This window comes from Gallaecimonas xiamenensis 3-C-1, from assembly GCF_000299915.1.
Lineage (GTDB): Bacteria > Pseudomonadota > Gammaproteobacteria > Enterobacterales > Gallaecimonadaceae > Gallaecimonas > Gallaecimonas xiamenensis.
In genome coordinates this window covers 26,071-46,022 of sequence record NZ_AMRI01000031.1, presented here as the reverse complement: position 1 = coordinate 46,022, position 19,952 = coordinate 26,071, and the positions used below count along the sequence as shown (strand labels likewise).

General features: G+C 60.1%; 18 protein-coding genes. 14 read left to right on the top strand and 4 right to left on the bottom strand.

From position 1 onward, the window contains the following. The first annotated feature begins 392 nt into the window (after positions 1 to 392). The 7 genes from B3C1_RS17150 (at position 393) to B3C1_RS17120 (ending at position 7,433) form a co-directional block, all read left to right on the top strand. Positions 393 to 1,658, top strand: coding sequence for an OprO/OprP family phosphate-selective porin (locus B3C1_RS17150; protein ID WP_237751014.1), 1,266 nt, complete (start codon positions 393 to 395; stop codon positions 1,656 to 1,658). Positions 1,659 to 1,667: 9 nt separating this feature from the next. After that, complete coding sequence (locus tag B3C1_RS17145) at positions 1,668 to 2,618, top strand: tripartite tricarboxylate transporter substrate binding protein (RefSeq protein ID WP_008486369.1); 951 nt, start codon at positions 1,668 to 1,670, stop codon at positions 2,616 to 2,618. Between the two features lie 9 nt (positions 2,619 to 2,627). Next, positions 2,628 to 3,095 (top strand): tripartite tricarboxylate transporter TctB family protein, encoded by a 468-nt coding sequence (locus B3C1_RS17140; RefSeq protein ID WP_008486368.1) that lies wholly within the window; start codon positions 2,628 to 2,630, stop codon positions 3,093 to 3,095. Positions 3,096 to 3,098: 3 nt separating this feature from the next. Further along, positions 3,099 to 4,640, top strand: coding sequence for a tripartite tricarboxylate transporter permease (locus tag B3C1_RS17135; RefSeq protein WP_008486367.1), 1,542 nt, complete (start codon positions 3,099 to 3,101; stop codon positions 4,638 to 4,640). A gap of 30 nt (positions 4,641 to 4,670) precedes the next feature. Next, the gene (locus B3C1_RS17130) at positions 4,671 to 6,278 is read left to right on the top strand and encodes an ATP-binding protein (protein WP_008486366.1); all 1,608 of its coding nucleotides are present in this window, start codon (positions 4,671 to 4,673) and stop codon (positions 6,276 to 6,278) included. Next, a complete protein-coding gene (locus B3C1_RS17125) occupies positions 6,278 to 6,964 on the top strand; it encodes a response regulator (RefSeq protein WP_008486365.1) in 687 nt (228 codons plus the stop codon). Before B3C1_RS17130 ends, B3C1_RS17125 begins: the two co-directional genes overlap by 1 nt. 112 nt (positions 6,965 to 7,076) lie before the next feature. After that, entirely contained in the window at positions 7,077 to 7,433 is a 357-nt protein-coding gene (locus tag B3C1_RS17120) for a hypothetical protein (RefSeq protein WP_008486364.1), read from the top strand. 2 nt (positions 7,434 to 7,435) lie between these two features. On the opposite strand, the gene B3C1_RS17115 is transcribed toward B3C1_RS17120, so the two are convergent. The 3 genes from B3C1_RS17115 to imuA are packed head-to-tail and all read right to left on the bottom strand — an operon-like array spanning position 7,436 to position 12,505. Next, the gene (locus B3C1_RS17115; RefSeq protein ID WP_008486363.1) at positions 7,436 to 10,465 is read right to left on the bottom strand and encodes an error-prone DNA polymerase; all 3,030 of its coding nucleotides are present in this window, start codon (positions 10,463 to 10,465) and stop codon (positions 7,436 to 7,438) included. Continuing rightward, positions 10,465 to 11,841 carry a Y-family DNA polymerase gene (locus B3C1_RS17110; RefSeq protein ID WP_008486362.1) on the bottom strand — a complete coding sequence of 459 codons (1,377 nt, stop codon included), beginning with the start codon at positions 11,839 to 11,841 and terminating at the stop codon, positions 10,465 to 10,467. Before B3C1_RS17110 ends, B3C1_RS17115 begins: the two co-directional genes overlap by 1 nt. 1 nt (position 11,842) lies before the next feature. After that, a complete protein-coding gene (gene imuA / locus B3C1_RS17105; protein WP_008486361.1) occupies positions 11,843 to 12,505 on the bottom strand; it encodes a translesion DNA synthesis-associated protein ImuA in 663 nt (220 codons plus the stop codon). 253 nt (positions 12,506 to 12,758) lie between these two features. On the opposite strand from imuA, the gene fabV reads away from it, so the two are divergent. From fabV to B3C1_RS17075, 6 genes are all read left to right on the top strand, one after another. Next, a complete protein-coding gene (gene fabV, locus B3C1_RS17100; RefSeq protein ID WP_008486360.1) occupies positions 12,759 to 13,961 on the top strand; it encodes an enoyl-ACP reductase FabV in 1,203 nt (400 codons plus the stop codon). Positions 13,962 to 14,080: 119 nt separating this feature from the next. Further along, on the top strand, positions 14,081 to 14,920 hold the full coding sequence (locus B3C1_RS17095; protein WP_083858385.1) for a glycerophosphodiester phosphodiesterase: 840 nt from the start codon (positions 14,081 to 14,083) through the stop codon (positions 14,918 to 14,920). 31 nt (positions 14,921 to 14,951) lie between these two features. Beyond that, positions 14,952 to 15,827, top strand: a complete 876-nt coding sequence (locus B3C1_RS17090) for a M28 family peptidase (protein WP_008486358.1) — start codon at positions 14,952 to 14,954, stop codon at positions 15,825 to 15,827. Continuing rightward, positions 15,820 to 17,181: a class II fumarate hydratase gene (locus tag B3C1_RS17085; RefSeq protein ID WP_008486356.1), complete on the top strand. Its 1,362-nt coding sequence runs from the start codon at positions 15,820 to 15,822 to the stop codon at positions 17,179 to 17,181. Before B3C1_RS17090 ends, B3C1_RS17085 begins: the two co-directional genes overlap by 8 nt. Further along, the gene (locus B3C1_RS17080; protein ID WP_008486355.1) at positions 17,174 to 18,118 is read left to right on the top strand and encodes a CorA family divalent cation transporter; all 945 of its coding nucleotides are present in this window, start codon (positions 17,174 to 17,176) and stop codon (positions 18,116 to 18,118) included. The genes B3C1_RS17085 and B3C1_RS17080 overlap by 8 nt, the downstream gene beginning before the upstream one ends. 46 nt (positions 18,119 to 18,164) lie before the next feature. Further along, a complete protein-coding gene (locus B3C1_RS17075) occupies positions 18,165 to 18,527 on the top strand; it encodes a hypothetical protein (protein WP_008486354.1) in 363 nt (120 codons plus the stop codon). A 28-nt stretch (positions 18,528 to 18,555) separates the two neighbouring features. Here B3C1_RS17075 and B3C1_RS17070 read toward each other — a convergent pair whose 3' ends face one another. Next, the gene (locus tag B3C1_RS17070) at positions 18,556 to 19,374 is read right to left on the bottom strand and encodes a M90 family metallopeptidase (protein ID WP_192813400.1); all 819 of its coding nucleotides are present in this window, start codon (positions 19,372 to 19,374) and stop codon (positions 18,556 to 18,558) included. 103 nt (positions 19,375 to 19,477) lie between these two features. Here B3C1_RS17070 and B3C1_RS17065 point away from each other — a divergent pair, with 103 nt between their 5' ends. Continuing rightward, complete coding sequence (locus B3C1_RS17065) at positions 19,478 to 19,891, top strand: CBS domain-containing protein (RefSeq protein WP_008486352.1); 414 nt, start codon at positions 19,478 to 19,480, stop codon at positions 19,889 to 19,891. The last annotated feature ends 61 nt before the right edge of the window (positions 19,892 to 19,952 follow it).

Genomic DNA, 19,952 nt, shown 5'->3' with positions numbered 1-19,952 from the left:
TTTTTGCGTTTAAAGCCTCGGAAATGGGCCTAGGGCCCCGTTGGGCGAGATAGCCAAGCCGTTGCCGCAGGCAACGTCCTTACGATGTGAGAGTAGGCGAAGGGCCCCTCAGGCCCGCAGCGCGAAGAGCTTGCCCCTGAGCTAGCCACGGCCAACCTATTAAGACGAAAACCCCCAGCCAAACGGCTGGGGGTTTTTGCTTAAGGCTTCCCATTGTGGCTTCGGGCATAGCTGGCCTTGTTATGTTCCACACATCACGTGAACAAAAAGCACAAAACGCTCGTTATGGCCGATAAGTTCTCTTTGCTTTTCCTTGACGTTAACGTTCTGTTGCGGCGGCGCTTGGGGTGCTGCTAGCGACAATAACCTTAATAAACGAAAGGCAGCGAATAATGAGAATGTCAGCATTGGGCTCCCTGGTTGTGCTGGGGAGTGTTGCCGGGCTTAACCCGGCCTGGGGAGCAGATACATCTGTAGAGAGTCTTAAAGCGCAGATCGACGCTTTGTCCAAGAAGGTCGGTGAGCTTGAGGCAAAGGAAGAGAAAAGCGAGCCCTTCGCCGGCGTTTCCATCGGTGGCCGTTTGCAGCTCGATTACAACCTTTTTGATGGAGCCTATAACGCCAACCATCAAGGCCATACCGGTTCGGATCTCTTTGCCCGCAGGGCGCGGCTTTTTGCAGAAAAAGAAAGCGGTGACTGGGACTATAAATTGCTGTTGGAGTTCGCCGAGGATGGCGCTGAGATCACCATGGCCCGGCTTCAATACCGGGGCTTTAACGGCGGCCCGGTTATCAAGCTAGGTAAGATAAGGGAGGACATTTCCCTTGAAGCCCTCTCCAGCAGCAAGTACATCACCACCATCGAGCGCTCCAACCTGGCTGATACCTTCTCGCCTTATTTTCGTTGGGGCGTTGCGGCCTATCAGTACTTCCCTGCATCCAAGGTGCGCTATGCCATCGGTATTTATAAGAACGATGCGTTTGGCGACAGTGGTAAAAATAAGAACAACAACCTGGATTTGGCAACGACCGGGCGTTTGACCTGGGCGCCTATCCAAGGAGACGGTAAAACCCTGCACTTTGGCCTTTGGGGCTCTTATCGGGAAATGGGGGGCGACACGCTGTCCAGTGCCTTTGCCCGTGGTGAAGTCCGTGAAACCAGCGTCAAGCTGGCCGATTACGCCGCCGGCGGCGAGACTGTGGCTATCGATCACTTAACTCAATACGGTTTGGAAGCGGCAGGGCAGTGGAAGGCGTTTTCTCTGCAAGGCGAGTTTGCCCAGCGCCAGCTGCACACCTCTGACACCACCTCGCCCCTGGACGGCCAGCATTACAACGGTTATTCGGTTACGGCCAGCTACTTCCTGACCGGTGAGCAGCGCCAGTACAAAGCCGGTAGCGCCGTGTTCAGCCAACCCAAAGGCGTTAAAAATGCCTGGGAGCTTTATGGGCGAGTCTCCGGTATGGATGCCGCCTCCGATACCCAAGGTACCAAGGTGACTTCCTATACCTTGGGCAGTTCCTATTACTACAGCCCGCAAGTGAAGTTCATGCTTAACCTTATTCACTCCAAGGTGGGGGGACCGGGCCGGGCAGCCCTTGTCGGCGATGAAGATACCGGTAACGCCCTGACCTTCAGAACTCAATACCTGTTCTAGGAGCCTGCCATGAAGGCCTTTTATCTGTTGGCTGCGCTGCTGGCTTTCCCCGGTAGCCTGCTGGCCAAAACCGATATCCACTTCTTGATCCCCGGCGGGCCCGGTGGTGGTTGGGACACCACCGCCAGGGGTACGGGAGAGGCGTTGGTGAAGGCTGGCCTTGCCGACAACACCTCCTTTCAAAACCTCTCGGGCGGCGGCGGCGGCCGCGCCATTGCTTACCTTATCGAAATGGGTAACAAGCAGGGGGACATGTTGATGATCAACTCCACCCCCATAGTGCTGCGGGCGCTGTCCGGGCAGATCCCCAATAGCTTTAGGGATCTAAAACCCGTGGTGGGGCTTATCGCCGATTATGGCGCTTTTGTGGTGACCAAAAACTCCCCTTATCAAAGCTGGGACGCCGTGGTGGCGGCCTACCGCAAGGACCCAAGACTGGTCAAAGTGGCGGGCGGTTCGGCCCGGGGCAGCATGGATCACCTGGTTGCGGCCCAGGCTTTTGAAGCCGCTACCGGCAATGGCCGGGCCCTTAGGTACATTCCTTACGACGCTGGTGGCCGTGCCAAAGCTGGGCTGTTGTCCGGTGAGGTGCAGTTGCTGTCGACCGGGCTAAGCGAAGCCCTGGACTTGGCCGACTCCGGCGAGGCCAAGATTTTGGCGATGACGGCGCCGCAGCCGTTAGCGGACAGGCCCGATATTCCCACCCTCAAGTCCCTTGGCTGCGACATGAGCTTTACCAACTGGCGAGGCCTGTTTGCCTCTCCCGATACACCGGACGCCAAAGTCGCCGAATACGCCGCGCTTTTTAAAAAGCTGATGGCCACGCCCCAGTGGGAAGCGGTGCGCAAGCGCAACGGCTGGCTGAATCTCTATGAAGAGCCCAAGACCTTCTTGCAGTCCTTGGAGCGCCAAGAGTCCGACATGCGCCAGGTCATGCAAGATCTCGGCTTTATCCAGTAGGAGCACCTGATGAACATAACCAAAGACAGCCTGGGCGCCTTTCTGTTCCTGGTGTTCTCCCTGGCTTACGGCTTTTACGCCTGGCAGATAGTGCCGCTGCCCATCGAGGCAAGGGACGCGGTCACCTCCTCAACCCTGCCCAAAATTTACGCCGGTCTTGGCGCGCTGTTCAGCCTTTTGGCCTTGGTGCTGAGCTTTACCGAAGCCAAAAGCGAGGCAAAAGGCGCCGGCTTTTCTCGCCGCGCCATGGGGCGCACCGCAGCCTTGCTGGGGCTGATGCTGCTTTACGCGCTGGCCATGGAGCCCCTGGGGTTCATAGTGGCGACCCTGGCTTTTTTGCTGGCCGGCTATTGGGTAATGGGGGAGCGGCGCATCAAGGTATTGCTGTTGGCGTCGGTGCCGGTGGTGGTGCTGTTCTGGCTGGTGATGACCCGCCTGCTGGGCATCTATCTTGTTTCTGGTTCACTGTGGAGTTAACCCATGCTTGACGGGATCCTGCTGGGGCTGACCACAGCGCTCAGCATAAAAAATCTGATGTACGTGGTGCTGGGCTGCTTTGCCGGCACCTTTATCGGCATGCTGCCGGGCCTCGGGCCCATCACCGCCATCGCCCTGATGATACCGGTGACCTACAGCATCGACCCTTCCTCCGGGATGATCCTGATGGCTGGCGTGTATTACGGCGCCATTTTCGGCGGCTCCACCTCGTCCATCTTGATCAACGCTCCCGGTGTTGCCGGCACCGTGGCCACCTCCTTTGATGGCTATCCTATGGCCCGCCAAGGCAAGGCCGGCAAGGCGCTGGCCATTGCGGCTTACGCCTCTTTTAGCGGTGGCACCATCGCCGCCATCTTCCTGATGGTGGCAGCGCCGCTGCTGGCCAAGGTGTCTTTGAGCTTTCGCTCGGCCGATTACTTTGCGCTGATGCTGATGGGCCTGACCGCCATTGCGGCCTTTTCCAACAAGGGGCAGTTCCTCAAAGCGATGATGATGACGGTGCTGGGCCTGATGCTCTCTACTGTTGGCATAGACCCGTCCTCCGGCGCCGAGCGCTTTACCTTTGGGCAAAGCAACCTTCTGGACGGTATCAGCTTCCTGCTGGTGGCCATGTCCATGTTCGCCTTGTCCGAGGCGCTCATTAGTGTGCTTAAGCCTGAAAAAGACAAGGCCAAGAGCGAAGCGGCCGCCAACACCGACATGGGCAGCCTCAAGCTCAGCAAGGAAGAGGTCAAAGAGATTGCCCCTGTGATTGGCCGCTCGTCGGTGCTGGGCTTTTTGGTGGGTATATTGCCGGGGGCCGGGGCGACCATCGCCAGTTTCATGGCCTACGCTGCCGAGCGTAATCTGGCGCGGGGCGCCAAGAAGGCGTTGTTTGGCAAAGGCTCATTGCGTGGCCTGGCCGCGCCGGAAACCGCCAATAACGCGGCCTGTACCGGCTCATTCGTGCCGCTGCTGACCCTGGGCATTCCGGGCTCGGGCACCACGGCGGTGATGCTGGGGGCGCTTATCGCCTATGGGCTGCAACCTGGGCCGCTGCTGATGGAAGAAAATCCCGATGTGTTCTGGTCGGTGATCATGTCCATGTACATCGGCAACGTGGTGCTGCTGATCCTCAATCTGCCGATGATCCCCTACATCGCCAAGACCCTGGCTCTGCCTAGGCAGCTTCTGACAGTGCTTATCCTGTTCTTCAGCCTGATTGGCGTGTACTTGGTGTCGTTCAACACCTTCGACCTGCAGATGATGGTGCTCTTTGCGGTGATCGCCCTGGTGCTGCGGCTGATGGACTTTCCCATGGCGCCGCTGATCCTCGGTTTTATCCTGGGGGACATGATAGAGCGCAACTTCCGGCGCGCCATGATGATCTCCGACGGCTCCCTGAGCTTCCTGTGGGACAGGCCGTTGACCTTATGCATCATGCTGTTGGCGGTAGGGGTTTTGCTGGTACCCTTGGTCGATTACCTTCGCAGCCGGCGCGGCGCCAACAAGGCGCCGGGCGACGCTCAATTGGACAACCTATGACGGCAGGGCCCTGCGGGGCCCTTTGACCCTATGTGGCATATCAAACGTCTGGAAACCCGTCTTATCGTCTGGATAACGGCCCTTAGCCTTATCCAGGCGTTGTTGTTTGCGCTTTTGGGCCAGCATTTGCTGGAAAAAAGCGTGCGTGAAGAAGTAGGGAAAAAGGCGTTAGCGCTGGCCTCATCCATTGCTGAGCTCGACGAGGTGCAAAACGCCCTGGCTTATGGCGACACTCAAGGGCTGCAAGATTTTATCGAGAAGCTGCGCCGCTCCACCGGCGCCGACTTTATCGTGGTGGGTAACACCCGGCGCATCCGCCTGACCCACCCAGACCCTGCCCGCATCGGTTCGCTGATGGTGGGGGGCGACAGTCGCGAAGCGCTGGATGGGCGCTCTTATATCTCCGAGGCCAAAGGCTCCTTGGGTTATTCGCTGCGGGGCAAGGTGCCGGTTCGCGATACTCAGGGCAAAGTGGTGGGGCTGGTGTCGGTAGGCTTTTTGGCGACCTCGGTCAATTCCCTGGTATGGGCCAAGCTCGCCACGCTGGTGGCGGCGGTCGCCGGGCTTTTGGTGCTGGGCGTCCTGGCCTCCCTTTGGATAGCCCGGCGGGTCAAAGGGGCGCTTTACGGTTTGCAACCTGAGGAAATAGGGCGCCTTTATGCCGAGCAAAACGCCATCCTCAACACGGTACGTACCGGTATCTTGGCCCTTGATAACCATGGGGTGGTGCGCAAACTCAACCGCCGCGCCAAGGATTTGTTGGGCCTGCCTGACCGCCAACCGGGCCAGCCCAGGCGCCATATCCAGATGCTGCTGCCAGAGCAGGCCGAGTTCTTACTCAAAGACCCCGAGCAGCCCCTTAACGGCGTGGAGCTTTTCGCCAACGACCGCTGGCTGGTGCTGTCGCGCCTGCCCCTTAAGGTCAAGGACCAGACCGACGGCGTTTTGATCAGCTTTCGCCCGGTTGACGAGATAGAAGAGCTCAGCCAGCAGTTGGCCAAGGTGCAGGCGTTCTCGGAGCTGTTGCGGGTACAAACCCATGATCATTCCAACAAGCTCAATACCTTGGGCGCCCTTATCCAAATGGGGGCCTACCAGAAGGCGGTGGAGTTTATCGGCCTTGAAAGCCAGGGCTACCAGGAGCAGGTCAATCAGTTGATTGAGCATATCCAAGAGCCCATGGTGGTGGGCCTGCTGCTTGGTAAATACCATAAAGCTCGGGAGCTGGGCGTTGAGATGGCGGTGGAGCCCGACAGCCTGATGCAAGCGGTCGGGGAGGCGGCGCTGGTGGAGAAACTGCTGTCCATCCTCGGCAACCTCATTGATAACGCCATTGAAGCGGCGGTCAAAACCCGAGCGCGCCCGCCCAAGATCTCGGTGATGCTGGACGATGTGGGCAACAACATCATCTTTGATGTGGAAGACAGCGGCTGCGGCATCAGCGATGACCAGTTCGCCAGTCTCTGCTCGCCGGAGTATTCCAGCAAAGACGGGTGCCAGCACGGTGTCGGCCTATACCTTGTGCAAACCTATATTCAAGCCTTGGGCGGCAGCCTGGAGCTTGGCCAATCCATACTGGGCGGCGCCCGCTTCAGTGTTTACCTGCCCAAGACTCCAACCCAGGAGGAGCCCCGCTGATGCCCCATTCGGTGGTGATAGTCGAAGACGAAATTGCCGTTGCCCAACTGCTGGCCGATTACCTCGGCCAATGTGACGACTTCCAAGTACTGGGGATAGCCACCGACAAGGCCACGGCAAGCCGGCTGGTGGCGCTGGGCCAGCCGGAGCTGTTGCTGCTGGATATCCACCTGCCTGACGGCAATGGCCTGGAGCTGCTGGGTGAGCTGCGCCGCCAAGGTGTGGGGAGCGATGTGATCATGGTGACCGCCGCCAAAGAGGTGGCGGCCTTGGAAAAGGCCATGCAACTGGGGGCCTTTGATTTTCTGGTCAAGCCCATCATGTTGGCCCGGCTGGACCAGGCCCTTGCCAAGTTTCGCGCCCGCCACCAGCAGCTGCAGCAAGGCGAAGTACTGACCCAATCTCTGGTAGACAAACTCTTGGGCACCGACAGCAGCGCCAGCGCGGCCAGCGACACCCGGCTACCCAAGGGCATTGATGCAGTGACCCTGTCCAAGGTGCGGCAACTCTTTCAAGAAGACGCCCAGGCGCAGCTGAGCGCCGAGAAGGTGGGAGCCCTTATCGGGGCCAGCCGCTCTACCGCGAGGCGTTATCTGGAGTTCTTGCTGACCCAGCACGAACTGGTGGCCGACCTTTCCTACGGCAGCATTGGCCGGCCGGAGCGCTGTTATCGCTGGCGGCGCTGAACGCACTCTGTACCACCGTTTTTGTTAACGGTGCTCTGGGGGCACTGTTCAGGTTATAGCCAAGGGGGAGCGGCTAGCCTGAATCAGGACTTCAAGGAAAAAGGAGTGTCATATGAAGACCTTAGCTTTAACCGCGAGTGCCACCCTGATATTGTTGGCCGGTTGCAGCAGTACCACTGCCATGGAAAAGCCCGAAGGCACCTATGTTATTACCGCCAAAGGGGATAGCCGCGCCGAGGTGCTGAGTGATGCCAAGGACAAAGCCCTTGAGCAGTGCCAGGAGCATGATTTTGCCTCCTTCACCATAGTCCAGCAGGAGCTGCTGGCGCCTAACGATACCCTGGCCAAGAACCGCGCCTCTGACCGCACCATGACCGGTGCCACCCTGGATGACGACGCCGACATGGCCGCCATGGTGTCGGACGACGGCGAGTACCAGCTGACCTGGCAGATCCGTTGTAGCCGTTAACCTCAGCGAAAATCCCGCGACGGTACCGGCAGCTTGTCGAGTAACAGGCTGTGGTCGACAAGCTTGCCGGCTACCACATGCACTATCGCCCCTTCCTTTTCTAGCGTGCCTGCCACTTCCAGCAACCTGGCTTTGAGAAAGGGCTGGCGCTGATGATGGGCGGTAGCGGCCCATACCACCAGGTTGATATTGCCGGTCTCGTCTTCCAGGGTGACAAAGGTCACTCCCGATGCGGTGCCCGGGCGTTGGCGGCCGGTGACCAATCCTGCAATTCGTACCAGTTGGCCGTGGCGACATTGTGGCAAAGCAGCCGCCGTCACCCATTGGCTAAAATGGCCCTGGCGGCGCAGCAGCGCCATAGGGTGGGTACCCAGGGTCAGCCCCAATTGGCGGTAATCGGCCTGCATGACTTCATGGTCGCTGGGGGGCGCCAGTTGCGTGCTGGCAGAGGCACTTTCTTCGATACCGGCAAAAAGCGGCAGTTGCTCACCCAAGCTGGCCCTTTGCCAGGTCGCCTCAAAGCGGTGTTGGTAGAGCCCATCCAAGGCGCCGCAGCCGGCCAGCAGTTCTTGTTGGACAGCGGGCAGCGCAGTAAGTGCAGCCATGAGCGACCCTTGCTGTCTTTGGGCGATAAAGGCCTCGATAGCGGCCGCGTTGATGCCCTTTATCAGGCAAAAGCCCAGGCGCAGTGACTGGCCTTCAAGGCGGTGCTCAAAATAAGAGTGCACCGCTGACACCGCCAACACCTCAACCCCATGGCGGCGGGCATCCTGTATCAGTTGGTCAGGGGTGTAAAAACCCATGGGCTGGCTGTTCAGCAGGGCGCAGCAAAAGGCGGCCCTGTGGTGGCATTTGAGCCAGGCTGACACATAAACCAGCAATGCAAAGCTGGCCGAGTGGGACTCGGGAAAGCCATAGCCGGAAAAGCCTTTTATTTGCTCGAAGATACGCTCGGCAAAGTCCGGTTTGTAGCCATTAGCCTGCATGCCTTGAATCAGCTTTTGCCGGAACGCTTCGACATGGCCGTTACGAGACCAATTGGCCATGGCCCGGCGCAGTTGGTCGGCCTCGCCGCCGCTAAAGCCGGCCGCCACCATGGCAATTTCGATTACCTGCTCTTGAAAAAGTGGCACCCCCAGGGTGCGCTCCAGCACCTTTTGCAAAGCCGGGGAGGGGTAACTAACCGGTTCGATACCGTCGCGGCGTTTAAGGTAAGGGTGCACCATGTCTCCCTGGATGGGGCCGGGGCGCACTATGGCCACTTCGATCACCAAATCATAAAAAATGCGGGGCTTGAGCCTGGGCAGCATGTTGCTCTGGGCCCGGGACTCCACCTGAAACACGCCGATGTTGTCGGGCTCTTGCAACATGGCGTATACCCGAGGATCTTCTTGGGGAATGGTGGCTAAGGTGAGGGTTGGGCCACCTTGCTCCTGAATCATCGCCAGGCATTTACGGATGGCGGTGAGCATGCCAAGGGCCAGGATATCCACTTTCATCAGCCCCAGGCTTTCCAAGTCGTCCTTGTCCCACTGAATGACAGTGCGCCCTTCCATGGCGGCATTTTCCTGGGGCACTAGGTTATCCAGGGGAACCTGGCTTATCACAAAGCCCCCCACGTGTTGGGACAAGTGCCGAGGAAAGCCGATAAGGCTATCGACCAGCGCCAGAAAATGCGACCAAACGCCGCCTCGGGCTTGGCAAAGCCGTTTGAGCTGCTCACGCCAAGGGTCCAGCTTGTCCCGCCAATCCAACTGGCTTAGCAGGCTTTCAATCACCGGCAGCTCCAGCCCTAAGGCCTTGCCGATATCGCGAATGGCGCTTTTACGCCGGTAGCTCACTACCGTGGCGGTCAGGGCGGTGCGGGCCCTGCCGTAGCGGCGATAGATGTACTGGATCACTTCTTCGCGGCGTTCGTGCTCGAAATCCACGTCGATATCCGGCGGCTCCTTGCGCTCCTTGGAGACAAAGCGTTCAAACAGCAGGTTGCCCTGCTCGGGGTTGACCGAGGTGATACCCAGGCAAAAGCAGACCGCCGAGTTGGCCGCCGAGCCTCGCCCCTGGCAAAGAATGTTTTGGCTGCGGGCAAAATTGACGATGTCATAGAGGGTCAAAAAATAATGCTCGTAACCCAGCTCGTTAATCAGGGCCAGTTCCTTGGCGATAAGGCCTTTTACCTTGGCTGAGGGGCCTTGAGGGAAGTGCCGGTGCAGGCCTTTTTCCACTTCCTGGGCCAGATACTGGCTGGCGCTGAGCCCTGGCGGCAGCCATTCGTCTGGGTAGCGGTATTTGAGCTCTTCCAAACTGAACTGGCAGCGCTTAGCAATGGCAAGGGTTTCGGTTAGCCAAGCCTGTGGATAGCGCTGGCCGAGCGTGGGCAGGTCGTGCAGCACCGCTTCTTGGTTGCAGCTCAGGCGCCAACCAGCTTCTTGAACTGTGGTGTGGTGGCGAAGGGCGCTCAGGCAGTCCAGCAGCGACTGGCGATCGCGGCTGTGCATCAGTACCTGGGGGGCGGCGACAATGGGCAGCTGCCGGGCCTTGGCCCAACTTTCAAGGCGGCTGATATGCTCATCCTCACCGCTGTGGTAGTAGCGCCCGAGCGCCAGCCACAGGCGCCCGGCAAAATGGCGTGCCAACCAGTCGGCCAGGGCATCGTCTGGCTGGTTGGCGTGCCAAAGCAGCAGGCAGTGGCGCAACTGGCAAAGGCGCTCGCGGGCCAGCCGGTACTGGCCTTTGGGCGCCTGGCGGCGGGCATCACTTATCAGGGCGCAAAGCTCTTGGTAGGCGGCAAGGCTTGGGGCCAGCAAGGTCAGCTCCAGGTTGTCTTCCACCTGGATAAGGCTGCCAACCAGCAATTTGATGCTCAACTCTTTGGCAGCGCTGAAGGCCCGCACCACACCGGCTACCGAGCATTCATCGGTAATGGCAATAGCCTGGTAGCCAAGGGCATGGGCCTGGGTGACCAGTTCTTCCGGGTGGGAGGCCCCGGTCAGGAAGGTAAAATTGCTGCGGGTACACAGCTGGGCAAACATCAGCCAAACCAGCCGTGCAGATACCAGCGCTCTTCCTTGTCTTTAAATGTCCAGCAAAGCCCTCCTTGGGGATGGTGGGCAATGAAATAGTCTCGGCTGATGCTGTTTTGCCACCAGCCGCTGGCCAGCCTTTCGGGGCCGCGAATGATGTCGGGGGCATCATCCAAGGGCTCGGGGCTGGGCAATAGCCACAGGGGCCGTAGCGCCCTTTGCGGCTTTACCGCGCAATTTTCCCCTGGCCTTACCCATAAAAAGGCCTCTTCCGGGCAGTGGTTCTCGTTAAGGCAGATCCCTTGGACCGCCTGCTCGCCCAGGCGGGTGATCAGGCGGCCAAGCAGCGGTTCGTTGACCCTTTGATTTTCAAATAGGGCGGCATTACCTGGAGCCCGGGGGCTAAACTGCTGGGCCTGCAAAGCGATGGCCACCGCCGGGGCGTCCAGGCGCAGTTTGTCCAATTGCAGCTGGGCGATACTGCGCCAGTCAGGGTGGCGCCACAGGGGCTCGGCGCCCCTTAAGGTCAGCACCAAAGGCTCCTGGGCGCGAAAATACAGGGTCAATTGCAGCTGGCTACAGGCCAGTTGGCGTTTTTCCAAGAACAGGGCCAGAGCCTGCAATTGGGCACTGAGCGGGAATAACAAGGCCTGTGCCTGGCTGACTTCGTGGTTAAAGATCAGTTGGCGCTCAAAGCCCTCGGGGGGGTGATAAAGCTGGCGGGCTTCTTTGAGGCTGCCTTCCAAGCGGCCCAATACCGACAACAAAGTGGCGCCGTAACGTTTGCCAAGCTCCATACGTGGCAGATCCAGCAATTGGCCCAGTTGCCGCAACCCGGCTCGTTGCAGCCGGGCGTTGAGGTTAATTGGCAAGCCGAGATGGCTGACAGGCAGGGAACGGATGAGTTCCCAACTCTTGTCTAGAGGCAGGGGGCCTATATCCGCTTCGGCCAATAGGCGGGCCGCCAGAGGAGTGTCGGCAATGCCACTGCAAAGGCGATGCCCCAGCTTGTGATAGTTGTCATGCAGGCAAGCCAGTAGGGCCTGGTCACTGCCGTAGAGGCGCTGCATGGAGGACAGTTCAATCAGTAGGCCTTTGGGGGGCGCCAGGCTCAGGGGGCCGGCTAGGTCGTAGGCGGCCTGGGCCAGGGCTTGCAGGCCCTGATGCAGTTGCAGAGGCGACACCGAGATTTGTTGCAGCTGGGGGCACAGGGCCAGGGCCGTGTTCAAGCCCATGCCCGGTTGGATCCCGGCTGTGGCGGCGCCCTCATTGAGGCTACAGATAAGACCTTCTTTGTCCAGGCAGGCCTGTGGCTGCATGGCATCAAGGCCAGTGCTGCCCAGCTCCAGGGCCAAGTCGGGGAAGTGCAGGTAGAGCCAGCGCATGTCAGTGTTCCCAGGGGCCTTGAAGGACCGTGGCACTGTGGCCGGTAATGGTATCGGTGCCCAAGTTCAAAGACTGAGGGGGGAGGGGCCAGCCGCCTTTGCGCTTGTCAATGCTGAACCTGACCACATTGTGCTGGCTGTGCAGTGACAGGCGCAGTGCAGCCGGGCTTTGGGCACGCTGGCGGCGATAAAAGAAAATGCCCATGGCATCACCTTTCTGGGCAGCCAGCTGCAGGCGACGGATCTGCGGATCGGTCACTTCCCTTGGCCAGGCCAGTACGGCGCTGCAGCCACCGCTTTTCAGGGCTTGCTCCAGGGTCCACAGCTCGTCTTTGACTTTAGACGGATGCACCACCAGCACTTTGGACAGATCCACCCCCATGGCGGCCAGAGCCGGCCCGTAGGGTATATGAGGGGGGGCGATAAAGATGATCCAGCGCTTTTCCTGGGACAACCTTGCCAGCATGGGCATCAGCAGGCGTAGCTCGCCAATACCGTCCTGATGGTAGTGGATCTCGGTAATGGCGCCTTTGGGTAGGCCCATGCCCGGCAGGCTGTTATCCAGCTGTGGGTAGCCGGTGGCTTCGGCGGGGGCACCTTGTTGCCAGTGGCGGCCAGTCCAGATGGCGTTGTGTTCCAGCAGTTGGTTCAAGCGCGGGTCCATGGGCATCTCCTGATACTGTAATTTTATACAGTGTATGCATATACAGTAATATCCAGCGCTTCCTCAGGCAAGCCCGGTGGTGAAAAAAGATGCGATCAGGATCGCAGTTCAATGTAATCCTTGGCTTTTTTCTGATCGATTGGCGATCGCCCCTGAAAACGGTGCCTGGCAGGGGCTTAGGAGATCGGATGTTTGCGGGCAGGAAAATGGGCTACCATCAGCGCTGATTGTGAAACACACACACGGAACCCCCATGATTATCAAGCCCAAGATCCGTGGCTTCATCTGTACCACTGCCCACCCGGTGGGCTGTGAAGCCAATATTCTGGAACAGATCAACTACACCAAAGAGCACCCTCCCATTGAGAACGGGCCCAAGCGTGTATTGGTGATAGGCAGTTCCAGCGGTTACGGTATGCCGTCTCGCATTGCCGCCACCTTTGGCGCCGGCGCGGCCACCCTGGGTGTTTTCTTCGAAAAGCCGGGCAGTGACACCAAAACAGGCACTGCCGGTTTCTATAACGCCGTGGCTTTCGACAAGCTGGCCACCGAAGCGGGTTTCTACGCCAAGTCCATCAATGGTGACGCCTTCTCCAACGAGGTGAAGCAGCAAACCATCGACACCATCAAGGCCGACCTGGGCCAGGTAGACCTGGTGGTTTACTCCATTGCTTCTCCGGTGCGTAAACTGCCCGAGACCGGCGAACTGGTGCGCTCAACCCTCAAGCCTATCGGCAAGCCTTACAGCGCCACTGCCGTGGATACCAACAAGGACGAGATTATCTCCGTCGATGTTGAGCCGGCCGTTGACCAGGAGATCCAGGACACCATCACCGTCATGGGTGGCCAGGACTGGGAACTGTGGATCAAGGCCCTGAACGATGCCGGAGTACTGGCCGACGGCTGTAAGTCCATCGCCTACAGCTACATCGGAACCGAGATCACCTGGCCCATCTACTGGCACGGCACCATCGGCAAGGCCAAGGAAGACCTGGATCGCGCCGCCGCCGCTATCGATGCCCTGCTTAAAGGCACCGGCGGCGAAGCCCACGTGGCCGTGCTCAAGTCCGTGGTGACCCAGGCCAGCTCCGCCATTCCGGTCATGCCCCTGTACATCGCCATCGTCTACAAGGTGATGAAGGAAAAGGGCCTGCACGAAGGCACTATGGAGCACGTGTTCCGCCTGTTTAGCCAACAGCTCTACAAGGCTGACGGCGCCCTTTGCGACACCGACGACATGAACCGTATCCGCATGGACGACTGGGAACTGCAAGAAGAAGTGCAGAGCGCCTGTAAAGCCCTGTGGAACCAGGTGACCACCCAGAACCTGCGTGACATCACCGACTACGACGGCTACAAGGAAGAGTTCCTCAAGCTGTTCGGTTTCGGCCTGGATGACGTCGACTACGATGCTGACGCCAATCCCAATCCGCCGCAGCAATTCATTGAAGTATAAAGAGAAGGGGCCCACGGGCCCCTTCTTTGTTGTCCGATTTTAACAAACTGCGTAAGATACCCTCGCAATACTCATAACAAAAAAATAACGGAGCTTGCTCCGACTTAGAGGGAACGCGCGTGGGACGAATACTTGCATTGGCCCTGTTGGCCGGACTGGCCTGGTTGTCGCTGCCGGCGACGGCCCAAACCCTGGTCATAGGCCACAGAGGGGTCGCCGGCCTGGCACCGGAAAACACCCTGTCGGCCGTGAAAAAGGCCCTGCACCTGGGCGTGGATGCGGTAGAAGTGGATATCCGCCAGTCCAAAGACGGGGCCCTGGTGGCCTTTCATGACGACAAGCTGGAACGCACCACCAACGGCCAAGGGGACGTGAGCGACTTTACTCTGGCCCAGCTCAACACCCTGGACGCCGGCTCCTGGTTCGGCCCCCAGTACCTGGACGAGTGGATCCCCACCCTGGCCGAAGTGATGAACGCCATGGGCCACAGCCGCGCCAAGCTCATCATCGAACTCAAGGTACCGGGATTGGAGCGGGACGTGCTGGAGCATATCCGCACCTACAAGCTGCAAAAGCGGGTGATCATCAAGTCCTTTGACCCGGCGATCCTGACCCGCTTTGCCCAACTGGCCCCAGACATTCCTCGCCTGTACGGCTTTTTCGGCTGGTCTGAACGTTTTAACCTGCTGATGGATGACGAGATCCGCCGGTTAAACCCCCTGGATATGGACGTCAGCTACCTGCAGGTCTACCACAGCTTTTTGACGCCAGCGCTCCTTGACGAAGCCCACCAACGGGGGTTCAAGGTGGTGGCCTGGGGCGTGCATTCCCGCAAGGCCATGGAATCCATGCTGGGCCTGGGAGTGGACGGCATCGAAACCGACTACCCCGACCGTCTCTACAGCCTGATGGACGAGTTCAAACTCAAGCGGCTGATGGTGGGCTACAACGAGCATTGACAAAAGGGCCGCCAGGGCCCTTTTTTAATGAATGCGTATCCATTTTTTCAGCCTGCTGTGCCTGGCTGGCTGCCAGCAAATTCCCTGCGGCAGTGGCCAGCCCCCCAGCTTGCCTAGCGCCCCCTTGATGGCCGATGTCAGGGCCCTGACCAGCGACGCCATGGCTGGGCGCAAGCCCGGCACCCCAGGGCATGACCAAGCCCGGGACTACCTTGTGGCGCGCTTTGGCGCCCTGGGCTGGCAAGTGCTGCGCCAGCCGGTGCCAGAAGGGGGGGAGAACCTTATCGCCTGGCGAGGCCAGCCCAAGGTGTGGGTTATGGCCCATTACGACCACCTGGGCCCCGGTTACCCCGGCGCCGACGACAACGCCTCAGGGGTAGCGGTGCTGCTGGCCTTGGCAGAGCACCATCCAGGCTCCCTGGCCCTGATCGCCACCGACAACGAAGAGCGCGGCCTTTATGGCGCCAAGGCCTTGCTGGCCATGCCGCCCCTGGCGCTGCCGCAGTTGGTGATCAACCTGGACATGGTGGGGCGCGGCCCGGTGCTCTATGCCGCCGGCACCCGCGATAACCCGGCCTTAAAGCCCCTTGTTGCCCAGGTGGCCAAGGACGCCCCCCTTTGTCTGCGGCCAGGGCACGACAGCCGGCAAAGCCAGCGCGGCAGCGCCCTGGTCACCGACTGGCGCAATGCGTCCGACCATGCTCCCTTTCGGGAAGCGGGCATTCCTTATCTTTATCTTGGCAACGATACCCACGGCGATTGGCACAATCGCACCGACAGGGCAGAGCGGCTGCGCCCAGCATTTCTGGCGGCTGTAGCCCAAACCACCTTAACGCTGCTGTCGCAGCTGGATGACAAGGGCTTGAGCAAGTGGCAGGCTGAGCCTAAAGGAGGTGATCATGACTAAAGTGATGAAGGACTCGTTGGGGGAAGTCAGCCTGCCTGACGGTGCCCTCTATGGCCCCCAGACCCAAAGGGCGGTCAACAACTTCCAATTGTCCGGTGAACCCATGCCTTGGCGGTTCCTGGCCAGCCTTATCGAGATCAAGCGCGCTGCCGCCCAGACCCACCTGACCCTGGGGCTGCTGGACGACACCAAGGCCCAGGCCATCATCAAGGCGGCCGACCAGCTGCTGGCGGACAAGCCCCTGGACGCCTTCCCGGTGGAGGTGTTCCAGACCGGCTCCGGCACCTCCAGCAACATGAATGTCAACGAAGTGATAGCAAGCCTGGCCGGCAACGGCGTGCAGCCCAATGACGACGTCAACATGGGCCAGAGTTCCAACGACACGGTGCCGGCGGCGCTGCAACTGTCGGTGCTCAAAGGCCTGGAAAAGGGGCTGCTGCCCAAGCTGCATCACCTGGCCAAGACCATTGAAGTCAAAGCCCAAAGCCTCGATACCGTGGTCAAGACCGGCCGCACCCACCTGATGGACGCCATGCCGCTCACCTTCGGCCAGGAACTTACCACCTGGCAGGTGCAGCTGGAGGGGGTAGAGCTGGAGCTGCGCCATGCCATCAAGCGGCTGGCCCAGTTGCCCCTGGGGGGCACGGCGGTGGGCACAGGTATCAACGCCGACCCCAGGCTGGCGGACGGAGTCTGCGTGCGCCTGTCCGAGCGGCTGCACCTGTCGGTTGAGGCCCACGACTGGCCCTTTGCCCATATGGCGGCGGTTGATGCGCCTTTGGCGGCGTCGGCGGCCCTTCGCCAACTGGCGGTGGTGCTGATGAAGGTCAGCAACGACCTGCGCTGGATGAACTCGGGGCCCCTGGCGGGCCTTGGGGAGATCAGCCTGCCGGCCTTGCAGCCGGGGTCGAGCATCATGCCCGGCAAGGTCAACCCGGTTATACCTGAGGCCCTGGCCATGGTTTGCGCCCAGATCATGGGTCTGGACGCCGCCAATGCCGTCGCCGCCCAAAGCGGCAACTTCCAGCTCAACGTGATGCTGCCGCTGCTGGCCCGCAACCTTAACCAAATGGTGGACCTGCTGGGCAACGGCTGTGAGCACCTGGCCGACAAGGCCATTGCCGGCTTTACCGTCAACCAGGACAGGGTCAACGAAAGCCTCGACAAGAACCCGATATTGGTGACCGCCCTTAACAGCGAGATCGGCTATCTTAAGGCCGCTGCCATCGCCAAGAAGGCCTATGCCGAGGGGCGCCCCATACTGGAGGTGGCCAAGGAAGAAACCGACCTGGGCGAAGCCCAGCTAAAGACCCTATTGGACCCAAGGAAACTGTGCAGGCCCCAGGATGAATGAATACGGATACTGGCTAGACAGCCGCCACACCCTCAAGGAAACCGAGCGCCTGGACGCCCTGGCCCAGCCAGAACCCCTTTGGCTGCACCTGGACCGCACCCGCGACGACACCCGCCAGCTTCTTAAAAGCCGCTTTCCCCACCATCTGGTGGAGGCGGCCCTGGCCGAGGAAACCCGGCCCCGCTGGCAATACGATCCGGACGGCACCCTGCTTTTGATCATGCGCGGCATCAACTTCAACCCCGGCAAGGAAGCCGAGGACATGGTGTCCTTGCGCTGCCTGGTCAACGACCAGAACCTGGTGACCCTGGCCGGCCAGGGCCTCAAGTCGGTGTCCGAAGCCACCGACAAGCTGGGCCGGGCCAACGACGGCTCCAATACCTGGCTGATGCTGGGGGAGATCCTGCGCAACCTGGTACGGGGCGCCGACGAGCATTTAAAGCGCCTCACCGAGGGGCTGCTGGACATGGAAGTGTCTTGGCTGGAGAACAAACCCGATCTTCGCAGCCCCATCCTCAACCTCGACCGGCGCCTGTTGAGCCTGCGCCGCTACATAGAGCCGCAGCAGGAGATGGTCGAAGAACTCACCGATGAGCTGGAAGACGAGCTGGCCCCCGAGCCCCTGCGGCTGCTGCTGGAAGTGCAGGACCGCATGACCAGGCTGCTGGAAAGCCTTAATATCCTTAGGGAAAGGGTAAAGCTGCTGCGGGACGACATGAACGCCGAGCGCGACGCTCAGATGAACAAGACCCTGTACCTGCTGTCCATCGTCACCGCCCTGTTCCTGCCTTTGTCGGTTATCACCGGCTACTTCGGCATGAACGTGGGTGGGTTGCCCTGGGTGGAAGATCCCCGGGGCTGGCTGTGGGTCAGCGCCCTGATGGGGGGCTGTTTCGTGCTGTCGGGGCTGGTTATGTGGTGGCGGCGCTGGTTCTGAGCCGTTATCATGGCGCCACAAAAAAACATGCTCACCGGAGATCCCCATGCTTAAGCCAAGGCAACAGGCCAAGACCGTTGTTAACCGCCCGCAACTGAACCTGCGCCCCGAGCTCAAGGTGCTGGGTAAAGACGAACTGGCTCTGGCCCAGGACGTGATTGACGACTTTGGCTGGAAAGCCGGCGACCAACTGCTGGTCAGCGCCGAAGGCGGCAGCCTGCTGGTGACCAACCTGTCCCAGCGCGACGTGGCCCAGACCCGCTTTAACCGCGAGGCCCGCAGCCTGATCAGCGCCCTGGAAGACGACGAGCTGCCCCTGCGCCGGGTACGGGTGTTCTTCAAAGGCGAACTGGTCCAGGTGCTGGAAGCCGACGAGCATGAGTGCGACGAGCACTGCAGTCACGACTGATAAAAAAGCCGCCCCAAGGGCGGCTTTTTTAATGCCAGCTGCGGGTATCCAGGCCGTAGAAGGCCACCAGCAACCGGTAGATGTCGGGCTCAGCCTCGGCCAGATCGGCGCCCCGCTCAAAGAACAATTCTGACAAGACCGCAAAAAATTCTGCCGGATCGGTGGCCCCGTAAGGGTCGATAAGGCCGTAAAAGCCGCCGCGCACCGCCTGGCAGTGGCGCTGATAGGCCTCCTGGAAGGTGGCTTGCCAGCGCTTGGCATCGGGCAGGCTTTGCTGCAGCGGCGCCCCTGTGGCCAGGCCCTTGGCTTGGTCCAACTGGTGGGCAAACTCATGTACCACCAGGTTTTCTCCGTCAAAGGGCTGGGCGGCGGCATGAAGGCAGCCGGCCCAGCTCAGAATAACCCGCCCGTCTTCCCAGGACTCTCCCGCCAGGTGCTTGCCCTGAGTGTCCACCACGCCTCCCGGCAGGTAATGGGGGGCCTTGTTGACGAAACTGTCCTCAAACAGGTAGACGCTGTGCACCGTGGGGTAGGCTGGCTCGTCGCGGCCGATGAGCAGCAGGCAGGCCTGAGCCGATACCAGCAGCCGCATCCGGTCGGTCACAGCCAAGCCCTCGCAGCCGATAAAGTCTACCCGGCTCAAGAACGATACCATCAGCCCTTCCAGCTTTCGGCGCTGGGCCAGGGGCAGGCGAGGGTAGAGGGGCATGTCCTTGGCCAGTTGCCGGCGTTGGTGGTCGGTCAGGGGCTTTTCACGGCGCCGGTAATAGGCGGCGCGCAGCTTGTCGCCGTGGAGCCACCAGGCGATCAGCAGGGCGGTCAGCAACAGCAGGGTCAGTATGGCCACAGTCATCTTCCTTAAGGGCTTGTCACCAAGGTGGGGATGAGCCAGGCAAATTGCAATGAAGGACTATGCTTTAAGAACAGGGGAGAAAGACAAGAGGTTTGTTATGCAATCGCTGATCATTCGAGACCATATGCAACACCATCCATTGAGCCTGCACCCGGAGATGCCCATCGCCACCGCCGTGGAAAAACTGCTGGCTGGCCAGCAAACCGGCGCACCTGTGGTGGACAGCAGTAACCGCCTGGTGGGCTTTGTGTCAGAGCAGGATTTTTTAGCCAAGCTTATCGAGTGCAGTTACCACTGTGAAACCGTGGCCAAGGTGTCCGATATCATGCGCACCGAAGTGCTGACCGTCGGGCCCAACGATTCGGTATTCGAGCTGGCCCTGCAGATGACCGCCCAGAAGCCCAAGGTGTACCCTGTGGTCGAAAACGGCCTGCTGGTGGGCATCATCAACAGGCGCCAGGTGTTGCTGGCCATCGATAAGAACATGCACGACTGCTACAAGGCCAGTTGACCTAAAGGCCGGCCCCAGCCGGCCTTTACCTTCCGCAAAACGCCACAATCCAGTAGCATTG

Coding starts and splice junctions, on each gene's coding strand:
- B3C1_RS17150 (WP_237751014.1), top strand. CDS start 393: ATGAGAATGTCAGCATTGGGCTCCCTGGTTGTGCTGGGGAGTGTTGCC.
- B3C1_RS17145 (WP_008486369.1), top strand. CDS start 1,668: ATGAAGGCCTTTTATCTGTTGGCTGCGCTGCTGGCTTTCCCCGGTAGC.
- B3C1_RS17140 (WP_008486368.1), top strand. CDS start 2,628: ATGAACATAACCAAAGACAGCCTGGGCGCCTTTCTGTTCCTGGTGTTC.
- B3C1_RS17135 (WP_008486367.1), top strand. CDS start 3,099: ATGCTTGACGGGATCCTGCTGGGGCTGACCACAGCGCTCAGCATAAAA.
- B3C1_RS17130 (WP_008486366.1), top strand. CDS start 4,671: ATGTGGCATATCAAACGTCTGGAAACCCGTCTTATCGTCTGGATAACG.
- B3C1_RS17125 (WP_008486365.1), top strand. CDS start 6,278: ATGCCCCATTCGGTGGTGATAGTCGAAGACGAAATTGCCGTTGCCCAA.
- B3C1_RS17120 (WP_008486364.1), top strand. CDS start 7,077: ATGAAGACCTTAGCTTTAACCGCGAGTGCCACCCTGATATTGTTGGCC.
- B3C1_RS17115 (WP_008486363.1), bottom strand. CDS start 10,465: ATGTTTGCCCAGCTGTGTACCCGCAGCAATTTTACCTTCCTGACCGGG.
- B3C1_RS17110 (WP_008486362.1), bottom strand. CDS start 11,841: ATGCGCTGGCTCTACCTGCACTTCCCCGACTTGGCCCTGGAGCTGGGC.
- imuA (WP_008486361.1), bottom strand. CDS start 12,505: ATGGACCCGCGCTTGAACCAACTGCTGGAACACAACGCCATCTGGACT.
- fabV (WP_008486360.1), top strand. CDS start 12,759: ATGATTATCAAGCCCAAGATCCGTGGCTTCATCTGTACCACTGCCCAC.
- B3C1_RS17090 (WP_008486358.1), top strand. CDS start 14,952: ATGCGTATCCATTTTTTCAGCCTGCTGTGCCTGGCTGGCTGCCAGCAA.
- B3C1_RS17085 (WP_008486356.1), top strand. CDS start 15,820: ATGACTAAAGTGATGAAGGACTCGTTGGGGGAAGTCAGCCTGCCTGAC.
- B3C1_RS17080 (WP_008486355.1), top strand. CDS start 17,174: ATGAATGAATACGGATACTGGCTAGACAGCCGCCACACCCTCAAGGAA.
- B3C1_RS17075 (WP_008486354.1), top strand. CDS start 18,165: ATGCTTAAGCCAAGGCAACAGGCCAAGACCGTTGTTAACCGCCCGCAA.
- B3C1_RS17065 (WP_008486352.1), top strand. CDS start 19,478: ATGCAATCGCTGATCATTCGAGACCATATGCAACACCATCCATTGAGC.